Genomic DNA, 15094 nt, shown 5'->3' on the forward strand with positions numbered 1-15094 from the left:
GGCTAGTGTAAATCGTTACCCCGAAACCGGCCTGGCCGGGGCCTTTCCCCCGGGGCTCAGGCGCAGACGAGCAAGGGCTGCGGCACGTCGGCCTGCGCCAGTGGCAGCCGCACCCTGGCCCGCAAGCCCCCGCCCAAGGCCTCGTCGAGCACGACGTTGCCGCCGTGCCGGTCGACCACCGACTTGACGATGGCCAGGCCCAGCCCGCTGCCGCTTTGCGTCTGGTCGGGGTTGCGGAAGAAGCGGTCGAACACGCGTTCGCGCAGCGCAGGCGGAATGCCCGGGCCGGTGTCGGCCACGGTCAGCAGCGCCTGGGCGCCCTCGCGCGCCACGTGCACCGTCACGGTGGCGCCGCAGGGGCTGTACTTGATCGCGTTGTCGATCAGGTTGTCGATCATCGAGACCAGGCTCTCGCGCTCGCCGAGCACCGGCACGGCGTCGTCGCACACCAGTTCGAGCTCCACGCCGCGCGATCGCGCCACGCCCTCGATCATGGCCAGCCGGTCCTGCACCAGCCCGTCGAGCGACAGCATCACCGGCAGTGCGTTGGTGGCGACCGCGTCGCTGCGCATGAGCTGCAGCAGCTGCCCCACCAGCCGCGCCGCGCGGTCGTTGCTGCGCAGCAGGTTGGCCATGAGTTCGCGCTGGCCCTCGTCGGTGCTCTGCTCTTTCATCGCCTCGACGTTCACCCGCATGGCCGCCAGCGGCGTGCGCAGCTCGTGCGCCGCGTCGGCGATCAGGCTGCGCTCGCGCGTGGTGCTGTCGCGCACCCGCAGCAGCAGGCTGTTGATGCTCTGCACCAGCGGCTTGAGCTCCTTGTGCGGCGGCATGTACGACAGCGGCGTCAGGTCGTCGGGGCCGCGCTCGGCGGTTTCGCGGCTCACCTGGCGCCACGGGCGCAGCGCCAGCCGCACCGACAGCCACGCCGGAAAAATGAGAAACGGCAGGCTGATCACCAGCGGCAGCAGGTAATAGCCGCGCGACAGCACGGTGATGGCCAGCCGCCACACGCTGGGTTCGGCCAGCACCACGCGGGTGTCGGCAATGGGCGAGACCACTGTGCGTGCACGCCATTCGCGGCCGCCCGCGAGCAGCGTCTCATTGCAGTCGGGTACCGAGTTCAGCAGCACGGGCACATTGGCGCGCGAGTTGTAGATCAGCTTGCCGTGCTGCCACACCTGCATCACCCCCAGAGCTTCGGTTTGTTCGTCGCCGTCGCTGAGCGCCTCGATGAGCGCGGTGTCGAAGGCTTCGAGCGCCTTGCGTTGTTGCTCGGGCCGGTCCTCTAGCGTCTGCGCGATGGACATCGCGGCGTTGAAGATGGTGGTGAACCTCAGCAGCCCGGGGTCCTTGTACGAGTCGTACAGCAGCAGCCCCACGGCCGAGGTCCACAGCAGTGCGACCACGGTCATCTGCGCCACCAACAGGCGGCGCATCAGGGACGGCTGGTTCCAGTTCTTCCAGCGCCGCGCCAGCTGGCGCATCATTTCGACGGGCTCCGCACCAAAGACTGGGTGTCGATCACGTAGCCGATGCCGCGCACCGTGCGGATGTAGCCCTGCCCGATCTTCTTGCGCAGGTTGGAGATGTGCACCTCGAGCGAGTTGCTGCCGTTGGCCTGGCCGCCGGGCAGCACCTGCTCTTCCATCACGCGGCGCGTGACCACGCGGCCGGTGCGCTTGAGCAGCAATGCGAGCAGGTCGAACTCGCAGCGCGACAGCTCGACCGGGTCGCCGTCGACGATCACGCCACGCGTGGGCTCGTGCAGCGCCAGGCCGCGCATGCGGATGGTCTCGTCGTTGAAGCCGTAGCTGCGGCGCGCCAAAGCCCGCACGCGCGACAGCAGCTCGGCCAGCGCAAAGGGCTTCACGAGGTAGTCGTCGGCGCCGTCGTCCAGGCTGCGCAGGCGGTCGTTGAGCGCGTCGCGCGCACTCAGCACCAGCACCGGCAAGATCTGGCGGGTGCGGCGCAGTCGCAGCAGCAGGTCGAGCCCGTCGCCGTCGGGCAGGCCCAGATCGAGCAGCACCATGTCGAAGGCGCCGTTGTCGAGGGTGCGCAGGGCGTCGTCGAGCCGGCGGACCCACACCACGTCCATGCCCTGGTTGGCGAGCGCAATGCGCACGCCGTTGCCAAGGTCAAGATCGTCTTCAACAAGCAAAAGATTCATGGGGGGATTCCAAGCGAACAAGCCCGGTTCCGGGAAGTGGCCGAAGTATCTGCCACACCCCATCGCCCCGCTTCAGGAAGCCTTCATGAAGGCTGCAGGGCTTCTTCAGGTGGCATGCCCACACTGCAAGGCTCCTACTTTCTTCTTCATGCCTGGAGCATCGACGTGCCTCGCCCCTCACCTTCCACGGCGCGCCCCCACTGGGCGAACCCGCTTCACTTCCAGCGCCGCGACCTGCTGCGCGCCGTGCTCTTCGGCAGCGCGGCCGGGCTGGCAGCCTGCGGGGGTGGAGGCAACAACGTCGGCACGCTCCCCGCCCCCATCGATCACGACCGGCCCGTGACATCCACCGACCGCCGCGTGAAGGTGTCGACCGCGCCCGAGGTCTCGCTGCAGGTGCGCGACTGGCAGCGCCCCGGCGGCACCGATGCGTCGGCCCCCGTGATCGTGCTGCTCGCAGGCCTCGGCGGCAATGCGCGCTGCTTTGACAGCCTGGCGCCCGCGCTCGTCGCGGCCGGCGCTGCCTCGCGCGTGGTCGCGGTCAGCCGGCGCGGCTATGGCCTGTCGGACAAGCCGCTGCCGGTGAAGAGCGCGACGCAGCACTACGAAGTCGACACGCTGGTCGACGACCTGGCCGCGCTGTGCGATGCGCTCGGCCTCACACGCGTGGTGCTCGGCGGCCATTCGATCGCGGGCAACGAGCTGACGCGTTTCGCGAGCCGCTTCCCCGACCATGTGCGCGGTCTCGTGTACCTCGATACCACCTTCGACTACACGAAGGACGCAGACACCGGCGGCGAAGACCCGCCGATGAACCGCCAGCTCGACGAGCCCGCACCCACGCCCGACGACGGCCGCTCGATGAAGGCGGCCGTTGCGTACCTGCGGCGCAAGTCGAAGGGCTGGTGGCCGGCGCTCGAAGCCAACCTGCACGACGCGCTCGACGAGCTGGCCGACGGCAGCGTGCGCCCGAACACACCCGACGCCGTGGAAACCGCGATGGACACCGCGGCCCACCGCTTCTCGCCCGACTACCGGGCGGTGCGCGCGCCGGCGTTGGTGGTGACCGCGCTGCCGCTCGACCAGCGCGACCTGTTCCCCTGGCTCGAACGTCCGCTCGATGCACAGACCGGCAAGGACGCCGCCGACTTCCTGCGCATCTTCCGCCGCGTGCGCCGCGCCGATGCCGACCGCCTCGTCGCCGCGCTGGACACGCCGCACCGGCTCACGCTGGACCACTGCAACCACACCGACTTCTTCATGGAACGCGAGGCCGAGGTGGTGCGCGCGATCCAGTCGATGCGGTGGGCCTGATCTTTCCTTCTTTACTTCCGCAGCAGCTTGATCAGTGCCGCCAGTTCCTCGCCGCCGAGCCCCGCCGCATCGGCGCGCCGGAACAGGCCTGCGGCGAAGGTCGGGAACTCGGTGTTGATGCCCGCCTCTTGCGCGGTCTGGAGGATGCGCTGCGTGGCCTCGACCGAAATGCGCATCGGGCTCTGCGTGATGGTGAAGTCGCCCGACTGGATGACCGCGCCCTCGTGCTGAAGAAAACCCGCGAAGGTCGGCATGATGCCGGCCACGATGCGGCCGTATTCCGCGACGTCGAAGCCTTCGTGCTCGGCGATGCGCGCACCGTGAAGAAAGCCGAGCATCGTGCCGTAGATGCTGGAGAGCGTGGCGAGGTCCATGGCCGCGGCCGCGCTGGCCTTCTCGCCCAGGTAGACGATGCCGCCGGCCAGCACCTTCAAGAAGGGCTCGGCCTCGGCGAACACAGCCTGCGCGCCCGACACAAGCAGCGGCGTGTCGGGCCGGCCCATCTGGTCCGGCGCCGCCTGGATCGCGCCTTCGAGGTACGCCGCGCCGTGGCGGTGCGCCCAGGCTTCGGCCTCGCGCGCGTCCTTCGGGCTGCCGGTGGTGAGCTGCGCGAGCAGGCGGCCGTCCATGGCGGCGGCCACGCCGTCCATTGCGAAGATCGCGTCGGCGGCGCGGTAGTCGTACACGCACATCACGGCCATGCGGCTCGCGCGCAATGCCTCGGCCGCGCTGCGCGCCAGCACGGCGCCGCGGGCGACGAGCGCATCGGCCTTGTCGGCCGAGCGGTTCCACAGCGTGACCTTGTAGCCCTGGTCGAGAAAGAGCCGCGCGATGACGACGCCCATGGCGCCCAGGCCCAGAACCGAAACTTCCTTCTTGTTGCTCATTGCAATCCGATGCAGTGGTTGATGACGCCTGCATCGTAGAAATCACACTCCCATATGGTCAAGTACCTACGATAAAGTATGGTACTTACCAAATGGGAAGTATTGGAGCCACAAGGAGCACCGGATGGCAGCAAAGAAGCCCTACAACTGCGGCATCGGCCCCGCGTTCGAGGTCATCGGCGGCAAGTGGAAAGCCGTCATCCTGTGGGAGCTGCACCTGCAGCCCTACCGCTTCGGCGAGCTGAAGCGGCTGCTGCCCGAGGTCAGCGAGAAGATGCTGATCCAGCAGCTGCGCGAGATGGAAACCGACGGCCTCGTGCACCGCGAGGTGTTCCACGAAGTGCCGCCGCGCGTCGAGTATTCCGAGACGAAACTCGGCGCCACGCTCAATGCGGCGCTCGGGCCGCTGGCTGATTGGGGCGACCGCTACGCCAAGCGCGTGGAGGCGGCGCGCAAGCTGGCCGAAGCGGCGAAGTAAGAAGGCCGCGGACTCAGTCTGCCCAGCCGGTCTCGATTTCGGTTTTGACCTCGGTCATGAGCTTGTGCACCGGGCACTTGCCCGCCACGCGCAACAGCTCGTCGCGCTGCGCTTCGGTCAGGTCGCCGGTCAAGCGCAGGCCCGACTTCAGGCGATAGATGCCCTTGCGCTCCTCGCTGTCGTCGCGGTCGACCACCACCTCGATGTCTTCCACCGGAATGCCCTTGCGGCGCGCGTAGAGCAGCACCGTGAGCGCCTTGCAGGCCGCGAGCGACGCGTCATACAGGTCGTGCGGTTCGGCACCACCGTCGCTGCCGCCGCCCGCGGGCGAGGCATCGACCGGGATCTCGTGGTTGCGGATCTTGAGGATGTGGCGCGTGCCGGTGGTGCCGTCGCGGCGGATCGAGAGGGTCATGCCGATGTCCTTGAAGGGGTGAAAAGATAGCTCAGGCCAAGTCTTTCACATACAGGAGGGTCGTGAATCCGCTGTGCCATTCGAGGTCGGGGTAGCGACCGGCCTCGCGGTAGCCGAGCGCGCGGTACAGGCCCTGGCTCTGCGTGTTGAAGGTGTCGGTTTCGAGCCGTGCGAGCGCCACCCCGTCGGCACGCATGCCGGCTTCGGCAAAGGCCATGAGCGCGCGGGCGATGCCCTTGCGCTGGTGCGCGGCGGGCACGTGCAGGGCCTGCACGAAGTCGTGCTCCCAGTGCACCATGCCGACCACTTCGCCCTCGAGTTCCGCCACGAAGAAGGCCGGGCCACTCTCGTCGATGTAGCCCACGGGCTCGCCGCTGTCGGCATAGGCCTTCGCGGCCTCGGGCGTGAGCTGCGGCAGCCAGGTGCTGGCGAAGGTGTCGTCGAGGATGGCCTTCACCGCATCGAAGTCGGCCAGGCGCCATGGCCTGATGGTGACGATGGCCCCGCTCACCGGTCCACCGCCAGCATCAGCGTTTCCTTGATCTCCTCCATCACCACGTAACTGTGCGACTCGGCCGCCACCGGCAGCTTCTTCAGGATGTCGCCCAGCAGGTGCCGGTACTCGCTCATGCCGCTCAGGCGCGCCTTCACGAGGTAGTCGAAGCTGCCCGACACCAGGTGGCATTCGAGCACCTCGGGCATGTGCAGCAGCTCCTGCTTCACCTTGTCGAACACGTCGCCCGACTTGGCCGAGAGCTTGATCTCCACGAACACCAGCAAGGTCTTGCCCAGCGCCTCGGGCGACACGTGCGCGTGGTAGCCGGTGATGACGCCGTCGCGCTCCATGCGCTTCACGCGCTCGGCGCAGGGCGAGGCGGACAGGCCGATGCGCTCGGCCAATTCGGTCATGGCGATGCGGCCCTGGCGCTGCAGCAGGTCGAGGATCTTGCGGTCGATTCGGTCGAGTTCGGGCATTTCACTCCGCGCGGGGGTTTGGACGGTTTTCGGCAGCGATTTTCACTGCCAAACCTTTAAAAACAATGGAATCCACTTCATTGTGCACTTTAGATTCACATCATTCCACTCAGATACGCGAATACACCATGAAAGTCATCGTTCTCGGCGGCGGCGTGATCGGCACCACCACGGCGTACTATCTCGCGCGCTCCGGCGCCGAGGTCACCTTGCTCGACCGGCAGGCCGGCGCGGCCGAGGAAACGAGCTTCGGCAACGCCGGCCAGGTGTCGCCCGGCTACTCGACGCCGTGGGCCGCGCCCGGCATTCCGCTGAAGGCGATCAAGTGGATGTTCCAGAAGCACGCGCCGCTGTCGATCCGCCCGGATGGCACGCTGTTCCAGCTGCGCTGGATGGCGGCCATGCTGCGCAACTGCTCGCCCGAGCGCTATGCGGTCAACAAGGAACGCATGATGCGCGTGGCCGAATACAGCCGCGGCTGCCTGCAGCAGCTGCGCGCCGACACCGGCCTGCAGTACGAGCACCGCACCGGCGGGACGCTGCAACTCTTCCGCACGCAGGCGCAGCTCGACGCGGTGCAGCGCGACATCGCCGTGCTCGAGGAATGCGGCGTGCCTTATGAACTGCTCGACCGCGACGCCCTGGCGCGCGTCGAACCCGGCCTGGCCGGCGCACGCGACCGCCTCACGGGCGGCCTGCGCCTGCCCAACGACGAAACCGGCGACTGCCACCTGTTCACGCGCGGCCTCGCCGAGATCGCACGCGGCCTGGGCGTGGACTTCCGCTTCGGCCAGACCATCGACGGCCTCGAAACCGACGGCGGTCGCATCACCGGGGTGCGCACCCGCGCCGGCAAGATCCTCACGGCCGACCGCTACGTGATGGCCTTCGGCAGCTACTCGCGCGCCGCCATCGCTTCGCTGGGCCTCGACATTCCGGTGTATCCGGTCAAGGGCTACTCGCTCACCGTGCCGCTGCTCGACGAATCGCTCGCACCGCAATCGACGGTGCTCGATGAAACGTACAAGGTCGCCGTCACACGCTTCGACAACCGCATCCGCGTGGGCGGCATGGCCGAGCTCGGCGGCTTCGACCTGCGCCTGAACCCGGCACGCCGCGCCACGCTCGAAAAGGTCGTGAGCGACCTGTTCCCGGGCGGCGACCTGCCGAACGCCAGCTTCTGGACCGGCCTGCGCCCCATGACGCCCGACAGCACGCCCATCGTCGGCGCCACGCGCTACCCCAACCTGTTCCTGAACACCGGCCACGGCACACTGGGCTGGACCATGGCTTGCGGCTCGGGCCAGCTGATCTCGGACCTGGTGACGGGTCAGCGGCCGGAGATTCGTACCGACGGGTTGGCGATGGACCGCTATACGCAGGGGCCGTCGCATTCGACTCGCCCGAATCCGACGACTGCGACTGCCTGACGCTGTCGATTGCGTTCGGGGCGCGTGCCCAGGCCACCGGGTACTTCCCTCCGCGAATGTCCCCCGGGGCTGTGCCCCTCCTCCTTGATTTCGCTGCGGGAAGCACCCAGTACCCTGAGCACGGGACGCGCTGTGGGTGCTCGCCGATCAACGACTGCGCTGCCCAACGCTCACGTCGATGGGGTGCCTTGCGCAGCGAAACCAAAGGGGAGCGGCGGAAGCCCGAAGGGCGGAGGACATTCGCGGAGCAAGGCTCCCCGTCGGCGGGAGCGTCGCCCTGAACAACGCGCAGCGGCTCTTCAAGCCGCCTTCGCAATGGCAATCGGAATCGTCATCCCGCGATAGACCTCCGCCTCCCCATGCTTGGCCAGCAGCTGCATCAGGTGCTTGCGAATCAGCATCCCTGGCCGGTCGGACTCCATCGAATACTCCACGCCGCGCCGCCGCGTGTCGACCAGCGCATCCGGGTCGGTCGATTCGAGGATGTCCTTGTCCTCGCGCGTGATCTCCTCGTCGAAGTCGATCAGCATCTGCGCCGCGCAATCGGCCTCGGTGTCGTTGCGGAACAGCCACTGGCACAGCTGCATGCGCCCGTCGTCGATGGGCGTGAAGCAGTTGATGATGATGTGGCGGATGCCGCTCGGGTACTCGATGTCGAGCCGGCGCGCGAACGGCAGGAAGTAGGCGTTGCGCATGTGGCGCGTGGTGATCGCATCGGTCACGCCGCTGATCGAATGGAACTTCACCGGGTTGGTCGCTTCGATCACCGTCTCGGCGTAGAAGCCCGATTCGTTTTCCACCAGCTGGTACTTGCTCGGCTTCGGGCTCGCGGCCACGCCGAAAGTGGTGCGGTGTACAAAACTGAAGTGCGAGTTGTCGAACGAATTTTCGAGCGCGCGCATCGGGCTGGTCTGCCATTCTTCATAAAACTGGAAGATCGTGCGGTAGCCCGGGTCTTCGAACTCGGGAATGGCCGGGATGTCGGCAATGGGCTCCTCCAGCGCCACCCAGGCATAGCCGTAGCGCGCGGTGCAGCGGTAGGCGGTGGTCTTGTACTCGGGCGAGATCTTGCGATCGGGCTCGTACTGCGGGATGCGCACCACCTGGCCGCTGCGGTCGTAGGTCCAGCCGTGGTAGCCGCACTGGATCGCGCCCTGCCCGCAGGCCTTGCCTTCGCCATCCACGCACCAGCCCTTCGAGAGTTTGGCCGTGCGGTGGCAGCAGCGGTCGCGCAGCGCGGCCGGCTGGCCGTCGGCGTCGAGGAACAGAACGATGTCTTCGCCCAGCAGCCGGAACGGCTTGGGGCCATGGGCCAGTTCGGTGAGCGGCATGACGGCATGCCAGAACTTGCGGAAGACGGGTTGTTGGGTGACGAGCATGGGCGAACTCCTTCGATGTTGCGTGTGGGGACGAACGTGAAAGAGCAATTTCCTGCTTCGTCGGCATGCTTGATAAAAAACATGCGCGAGGCTGAACGCTTCTACTCTGCGCCGATCGACTTGCAATTAGCGCGCCCGGATTGTGGCGCGCCCCGGCCGCACTTCCAAGCCCCACCCTGCGATGCCCGAGCGCCGCGCCCTGGCATGCCTCATGCAAGACAGCCTGCAAGAGTAGAAGCGTTCAGCAGCGCACGCACCATCCCCGTGCGCCCGCCCGGAAATTGCTCTTGAGGCGCCTCCCGCCCTGGTGGGAGGCATCCGTCAAGACCACCGACTCCGAGGCCCCACCATGCAACGCCGATCCTTTCTCGCCGCAGCTGCCACCACCCTCGCCGCCCCTGCCGTGTTCGCGCAGGGCGGCAAGCTCACCCCGCTCAAGTTCACGCTCGACTTCCGCATCAACGGCCAGACCGCACCCTTCTTCCTGGCACACACCAAGGGCTACTACCGCGACGAGGGGCTGGACGTGACGATCGACACCGGCGCCGGCTCGGTCGCGTCGATCACGCGCATCGCGAGCGGCGTGTACCAGCTGGGCCTGGGCGACATCAGTTCGCTGGTCGAGTTCAATGCACAGAACCCGGGCACGCCGGTGGTGCAGGCCGTGTACCAGTACTACAACCGTGCACCGTTCGTGATCATCGGCCGCAAGGACCGCGGCGTGACCGGCGACTTCAAGAGCCTCACGGGCAAGAAGGTGGCAGCCGCCGCCGTCGAGTCCACGCGCCGCGCCTGGCCGATGGTGGCGCGCAAGCAGGGCATGCGCGGCGACGCATTCCAGTGGCAGACCACCGACTTCAGCGCGCGCGACAACGTGATGGTGCGCGGCGACGTCGATGCCGCCACCTACTTCCACGACTCGGCCGTCTCGCTCTTCGCGCGCATGAAGGCCGACGAGCTCTCGGTGCTCAAGTATTCCGACGCAGGCGTCAACCTGTACGGCAACGCGATCCTTGCGAGCAGCAACCTCATCGCGCAAAATCCGAAGGTGGTGGCGGCCTTTCTGCGCGCGACCAACCGCGCCATCGCCGAGACCTTTGCCAACCCCGCACCGAGCATCGCGGCCATGCGCCAGCGCGAACCGATCCTCGATGAGAAGGTCGAACTCGAACGCTGGAGCCTCACGGCGCAGTATGTGGGCGCAGCGGACACGCGCGGCCATGGGCTGGGCGACATCCGCAAGCTCACGCTCGAACAGCAGGTCGACGAGGTGGCTGACACCTACGGCCTCAAGACGCGGCCCTCGGCCGACGCCCTCTTCAACAGCTCGATGCTGCCTGCGCGCAGCGAGCGCCTTCTTCCCGCATCCAAGGCATGAACGTTCCTGAAAATTCCACCTCCGCCTTCCCCGACGAAAACACGCTCGACGAGCGCGACGGCCGCTACCTGCGCAAGGCCATCGTGTGGTCGCACGCCGCGCGCCGGCGCGGCAACCGGCCCTTCGGCTCGGTCATCGTCTCGGCCGCCGGCGAAGTGCTGGCCGAGGCGGCGAACAGCAACGCCGAAACCGGCGACTGCACCGCGCACGCCGAAGTGAATGCGCTGCGCGCGCTGGCCGGCCGCGGCCTCACGCGCGAAGAACTGGCCGGCGCCACGCTCTACGCCTCGGGCGAGCCCTGCGTGATGTGCGCGGGCGCGATCTTCTGGTCGAACATCGGCCGCGTGGTCTTCGGCATCGACGCGCAGCGGCTGCGCGTGTTCCGCGGCGAGCGGCAGGACCAGCGCGACGCAGAGCTGTCGTGCCGCGACGTGTTCCGTGCGTCGCCGCATCCGATCGAGTGCATCGGTCCGGCGCTCATCGACGAAGCGGCCGCCGCGCACGACAGTGCCTGGAAGACCTGAGCCTGTGACGGCGCACTAGACTCGCCGCATGCCCTGGCACGCCCGTCTCCACCTCGCCTACCAAAAAGAAGCCGACCGCAGCGTCGCCCGTTTTCGCCACGACGGCCCGCTGCGCATCCTGCAGAGCCTCTACCCCGAGGGCGATGCGGTGTGCCACAACGTGTTGGTGCACCCGCCGGGCGGCCTCGTCGGCGGCGACACGCTCGACATCGACATCGAGGCCGCCGACGGCAGCCACGGCCTGATCACCACACCCGGTGCCTCGCGCTTCTACCGTTCCGAAGGCGAGACCGCGCTGCAACGCACGCGCATCCGGCTCGCCCCCGGCGCACGGCTCGAATGGCTGCCGCTCGAAGCCATCTGCTACAGCGGCTGCCAGGCCGAGAACCGGCTCACCCTCGAGGTCGCACCGGGCGCCGAGATGATCGGCTGGGACGTGTGCGCGCTCGGTCTGCCGAACGCCAACCAGCCCTTCGAGCGGGGCACCTACCTGCAGCACATCGAAGCGCCCGGCGTGTGGCTGGAGCGCGGACGCATCGACGCGAGCGACCACCGCCTGCTGCAAAGCCCGCTGGGGCTGGGCGGCCATCGCTGCCTCGCCTCGCTGTTCGTCGTGACGGGCTCGCCGATGACCAAGGCACGGCGTGAAACTCTGCTCGCCCAGGCGCGCACGCTGCTCGAGGCGCACGAACTGCACGAGAGCGCGGGCGCGACCAGCCCGCATGCGGAAGTGGTGGTGCTGCGCGTACTCGCGCCGGTGGTCGAGCCTTCGATGCAGCTGCTGCGGCAGGTCTGGCAGGCATGGCGCAGCGAGCTGTGGCAACTGCCGGCGGCCACGCCGCGCATCTGGGCGACCTGAGAAGCGGGCAAGCAGGCGCCGGTCCCACCTCTCAGGTCGGGGCGTCGGTCCCCGGCAGCCGCAGCTGCTTCTTCAACGTCTCGAACACCTGCCGCGTGACCGGGTTCACCACGTGGCTGCGCACATACAGGTAGTACGCCAGATCAGGCAGGCGCGGCATGCCGTCTCCCGCACCCAGCACCCGCAAGCCGGCATCGAGCTGCTCGACGCCACGCGCCGTCACGCCCAGTCCCGCCCGCAATGCCGCCTTGATACCGATCAGGCTTGACGAGGTGTACCGCGGCGTCCAGGCCACGCCGGCCGCATCGAGCGCCTCGTGGCCGATGCGCCGGAAAATGCTCGGCCCGTCCGCCATGATCAGCGGCACCGGCTTTGTCGGGTCGTGCACATAGCCCGCGGCGCACAGCCACACGGTGGGCGAGTTGCGCAGCACCACGCCTTCGAACTGCGACTGCGGGTCGGCGCGGTTCGAGATGATCATGTCGACCTCGCCGCTCTTGAGCGAGGTCATCAGATAGGGGCTGCGGCCGATGTGGATGTCCAGCTGCAGCAGCGGCGAGGTGCGCGCCACCTCGGTCAGCAGCAGCGGCAGCATGGTCTCGGCCACGTCGTGCGGTGCGCCGATGCGCAGGTTGCCTTCGAGCGGGCCCTGCCGCAGGCTGCGCAGCGCCTCGTCGTTCAGCGCCAGCATGTGGTGCGCATAGGTGAGCAGGCGTTCTCCCTGCTCGGTCAGCCGCTTCTGGCGGCCCTGCTTGGCAAAGAGCGGCTGGCCGATCTGCTCTTCGAGCCGTTGCATCTGCTGCGTGATGGCCGACTGCGTGCGGTCCAGATGAACGGCCGCCGCAGCAAAGCTGTGGTGGCTGACGACGGCTGCAAACGAGCGCAGCAGTTCAAGATCGAGCGTGGGCATTCATTAATTTTATTGATGTGTTTCTTGCGCTGCTTGGATTGTTGCGTCACCCGCTCGTCACTACAGTGAGTGCATACGAAACAGGCAACCCCACTGGAGAACACTGCATGAGCACCCCATCCGAGCAACGCCGCCAGGCCGTCGAGGCTTCCATCGCCGACATGAAGCAAACCATCGGTGGCGCTGAAGCCACCCGCGAAAAGCTCTCGGCCGTGCTGGATTCGCTGGAAGGGCTGGCCGCGCACACCGCGTACTGGGGCGCCGCCGACTTTCCGCCGCCCGAGGCAGGCGAGCACCAGGCCCGCTACCTGATCGCCGAAGACCCGGACCAGAGCTACGCGCTCTACCTGAACGTGATGCGCCCGGGCAAGAAGATCGTGCCGCACAACCACACGACCTGGGCCTGCATCGCGGCCGTGGAAGGCACCGAGCACAACCGTGTGTACGAGCGCACCGACGACGGCTCGGTGCCGGGCGTGGGCAAGCTCGCGGAAACGGCGCTGGTCGTCGTGGCGCCGGGCAAAGGCATCGCGCTGATGCCTGAAGACATCCACTCGGTCGAGATCCAGGGCGAGCAGGTCATTCGCCACCTGCACATGTACGGCCGTGCGCTCGAGACGCTGAACCAGCGCACCGCCTACGACCTTGCCACCGGCACGTACCAGACCATGGGCATCGGCGTGCAGACGCGCCGGTAGGCCGCTCCTTTCATTGTTCTTTTCTTCATGCGGGTCGCGCGCTGCGCGGCCTCGCAGGACCTCGTTCGTCCGACGACTCGCTTTCGACTTGCCTCCATGACCTCCTTCATCGATCCGAAAACCCTCAAGACCTGGCTTCACGACGGCGGCGAAATCGCGCTGCTCGACGTGCGCGAGCACGGCCAGTACGGCGAGGCGCACCTGTTCTACGGCATTCCCCTGCCCTTCAGCCGGCTCGAGATCGATGCCCCACGCCTCATGCCGCGCCGCAGCGTGCGGGTGGTGGCGTACGACGATGGCGAATCCGATGTGGCCGAGCGGTCCGCCGCACAGCTCGCCGCGCTGGGCTACACCGACGTGCACGTGCTGCAGGGCGGCACGCGGGCCTGGAAGGCCGCAGGCTACGTTCTCTTCGCGGGCGTCAACCTGCCCTCCAAGACCTTCGGCGAACTGGCCGAAGAGACGTACCACACGCCTCGCGTCAGCGCCGACCAGTTGGCCGAGATGCTGGCGCGGCAAGACAAGGTCGTGGTGCTCGACGGTCGCCCCGTCAGCGAGTTCCACAAGATGAACATTCCGGGCGCGACCTGCTGCCCCAACGGGGAGCTGGCCTACCGCGTGCGGCAACTGGTGCCCGACACCACCACGCCCATCGTCATCAACTGCGCGGGCCGCACGCGCAGCATCATCGGCGCGCAGACGCTCATCAACCTGGGCCTGCCCAACCCCGTCTATGCGCTGGAGAACGGCACACAGGGCTGGTACCTGAACGACCACGCGCTGGCGCACGGCGGCACGAAGCGCTATGCGGACGACAGCGGCAACACCGACCTGCGGCCCGTCGCCAAGGCGCTGGCCGAGCGCTTCGACGTGCCCACAGTGACGGCGCAGACCGTGCAGCAATGGGCCGCCGATGCGGGCCGCAGCCTGTTCCTGTGCGACGTGCGCACACCTGAAGAGTTTGCGGCCGGCAGCCTGCCCGGCGCCCAGCACACGCCGGGCGGACAACTCATGCAGGCCGGCGACCAGTACTTCGCGGTGCGTGGCGCGCGGCTCGTGCTGTTCGACAACGACGGCGTGCGTGCCCCCACCATCGCGAGCTGGCTGCGGCAGATGGGGCATGACGCGAGCGTGCTCCAAGGCGGGCTCGCGAGCGGTTTGTCTCTGGTGCCCGCGGCCCTGCCCACCGCACCGGCGTTGCAGCGCATCGATGCGCAAACGCTGTCCGCGCGGCTGGCACAAGGCGAAGTCGCGTTGATCGACTTGCGCGGCAGCATGCAGTTTCGGGCCGGCCACATTCCGCAGGCCTGCTGGTCGATTCGCCCGCGACTCGCCGGCGACGTGAAAGACGAAACCCGACAGCTCGTGCTGGTCGCCGACGACGCCGCGCTCGCAGCCTGGGCGGTTGCATCCGAACTCGCGAACCACCATGGCCCGGCCCCGCTGCTGCTCGAAGGCGGCATGGCCGCCTGGCGCGCCGCCGGCCTGCCGGTCGCAGCCACGCCCGAGCTGCCCGCCGACGCAGCCTGCATCGACTACCTGTTCTTCGTGCATGACCGGCACGACGGCAACAAGGAAGCCGCGCGCCGCTACCTCGCCTGGGAAACGGGCCTGGTCGCGCAGCTCGATGCGCAGGAGCGGGCCGCCTTCCGGCTGCCGCCCGCCGCATCGCACGCCTAG

General features: G+C 67.9%; 16 protein-coding genes. 8 read left to right on the plus strand and 8 right to left on the minus strand.

Going from position 1 to position 15094, the window contains the following annotated elements; all coding sequences use genetic code 11:
- Positions 1–56: 56 nt before the first annotated feature.
- Positions 57–1487, minus strand: a complete 1431-nt coding sequence (locus IG196_RS22565) for a sensor histidine kinase (RefSeq protein WP_192193084.1) — start codon at positions 1485–1487, stop codon at positions 57–59.
- Positions 1484–2167, minus strand: a complete 684-nt coding sequence (locus IG196_RS22570) for a response regulator (protein WP_101489285.1) — start codon at positions 2165–2167, stop codon at positions 1484–1486. The genes IG196_RS22565 and IG196_RS22570 overlap by 4 nt, the downstream gene beginning before the upstream one ends.
- A gap of 114 nt (positions 2168–2281) precedes the next feature.
- On the opposite strand from IG196_RS22570, the gene IG196_RS22575 reads away from it, so the two are divergent.
- Positions 2282–3481, plus strand: coding sequence for an alpha/beta hydrolase (locus IG196_RS22575; RefSeq protein WP_192193085.1), 1200 nt, complete (start codon positions 2282–2284; stop codon positions 3479–3481).
- Positions 3482–3492: 11 nt separating this feature from the next.
- Here the strand turns inward: IG196_RS22575 and IG196_RS22580 are convergent, their stop codons facing one another.
- The gene (locus IG196_RS22580; RefSeq protein WP_192193086.1) at positions 3493–4368 is read right to left on the minus strand and encodes an NAD(P)-dependent oxidoreductase; all 876 of its coding nucleotides are present in this window, start codon (positions 4366–4368) and stop codon (positions 3493–3495) included.
- A gap of 124 nt (positions 4369–4492) precedes the next feature.
- Here IG196_RS22580 and IG196_RS22585 point away from each other — a divergent pair, with 124 nt between their 5' ends.
- Positions 4493–4846, plus strand: a complete 354-nt coding sequence (locus tag IG196_RS22585) for a winged helix-turn-helix transcriptional regulator (RefSeq protein ID WP_192193087.1) — start codon at positions 4493–4495, stop codon at positions 4844–4846.
- Positions 4847–4859: 13 nt separating this feature from the next.
- Here the strand turns inward: IG196_RS22585 and IG196_RS22590 are convergent, their stop codons facing one another.
- Genes IG196_RS22590 through IG196_RS22600 form a run of 3 tightly spaced genes read right to left on the minus strand, consistent with a single transcriptional unit; the run spans position 4860 to position 6236 of the window.
- Positions 4860–5261: an OsmC family protein gene (locus IG196_RS22590; RefSeq protein WP_070062377.1), complete on the minus strand. Its 402-nt coding sequence runs from the start codon at positions 5259–5261 to the stop codon at positions 4860–4862.
- Positions 5262–5292: 31 nt separating this feature from the next.
- The gene (locus IG196_RS22595; RefSeq protein WP_192193088.1) at positions 5293–5772 is read right to left on the minus strand and encodes a GNAT family N-acetyltransferase; all 480 of its coding nucleotides are present in this window, start codon (positions 5770–5772) and stop codon (positions 5293–5295) included.
- Positions 5769–6236, minus strand: a complete 468-nt coding sequence (locus tag IG196_RS22600) for a winged helix-turn-helix transcriptional regulator (protein ID WP_056578796.1) — start codon at positions 6234–6236, stop codon at positions 5769–5771. The genes IG196_RS22595 and IG196_RS22600 overlap by 4 nt, the downstream gene beginning before the upstream one ends.
- A 128-nt stretch (positions 6237–6364) precedes the next feature.
- Between IG196_RS22600 and IG196_RS22605 the strand changes: the two genes are divergently transcribed.
- Entirely contained in the window at positions 6365–7666 is a 1302-nt protein-coding gene (locus IG196_RS22605) for a D-amino acid dehydrogenase (protein WP_192193089.1), read from the plus strand.
- A gap of 299 nt (positions 7667–7965) precedes the next feature.
- Here the strand turns inward: IG196_RS22605 and IG196_RS22610 are convergent, their stop codons facing one another.
- Positions 7966–9045 carry an aromatic ring-hydroxylating oxygenase subunit alpha gene (locus IG196_RS22610; RefSeq protein ID WP_192193090.1) on the minus strand — a complete coding sequence of 360 codons (1080 nt, stop codon included), beginning with the start codon at positions 9043–9045 and terminating at the stop codon, positions 7966–7968.
- Positions 9046–9394: 349 nt separating this feature from the next.
- Here IG196_RS22610 and IG196_RS22615 point away from each other — a divergent pair, with 349 nt between their 5' ends.
- The 3 genes from IG196_RS22615 to IG196_RS22625 are packed head-to-tail and all read left to right on the plus strand — an operon-like array spanning position 9395 to position 11806.
- On the plus strand, positions 9395–10423 hold the full coding sequence (locus IG196_RS22615) for an ABC transporter substrate-binding protein (protein ID WP_192193091.1): 1029 nt from the start codon (positions 9395–9397) through the stop codon (positions 10421–10423).
- Positions 10420–10947, plus strand: a complete 528-nt coding sequence (locus IG196_RS22620; protein WP_192193092.1) for a nucleoside deaminase — start codon at positions 10420–10422, stop codon at positions 10945–10947. The genes IG196_RS22615 and IG196_RS22620 overlap by 4 nt, the downstream gene beginning before the upstream one ends.
- A 28-nt stretch (positions 10948–10975) precedes the next feature.
- Positions 10976–11806, plus strand: coding sequence for an urease accessory protein UreD (locus IG196_RS22625; protein WP_192193093.1), 831 nt, complete (start codon positions 10976–10978; stop codon positions 11804–11806).
- Positions 11807–11837: 31 nt separating this feature from the next.
- On the opposite strand, the gene IG196_RS22630 is transcribed toward IG196_RS22625, so the two are convergent.
- On the minus strand, positions 11838–12716 hold the full coding sequence (locus IG196_RS22630) for a LysR substrate-binding domain-containing protein (RefSeq protein ID WP_192193094.1): 879 nt from the start codon (positions 12714–12716) through the stop codon (positions 11838–11840).
- Positions 12717–12823: 107 nt separating this feature from the next.
- On the opposite strand from IG196_RS22630, the gene IG196_RS22635 reads away from it, so the two are divergent.
- The gene (locus IG196_RS22635; RefSeq protein WP_192193095.1) at positions 12824–13414 is read left to right on the plus strand and encodes a cysteine dioxygenase family protein; all 591 of its coding nucleotides are present in this window, start codon (positions 12824–12826) and stop codon (positions 13412–13414) included.
- A 96-nt stretch (positions 13415–13510) separates the two neighbouring features.
- Positions 13511–15094, plus strand: coding sequence for a rhodanese-like domain-containing protein (locus IG196_RS22640; protein WP_192193096.1), 1584 nt, complete (start codon positions 13511–13513; stop codon positions 15092–15094).

This window comes from Variovorax sp. 38R (assembly GCF_014843395.1).
Taxonomy (GTDB): Bacteria; Pseudomonadota; Gammaproteobacteria; order Burkholderiales; family Burkholderiaceae_C; genus Variovorax; species Variovorax paradoxus_H.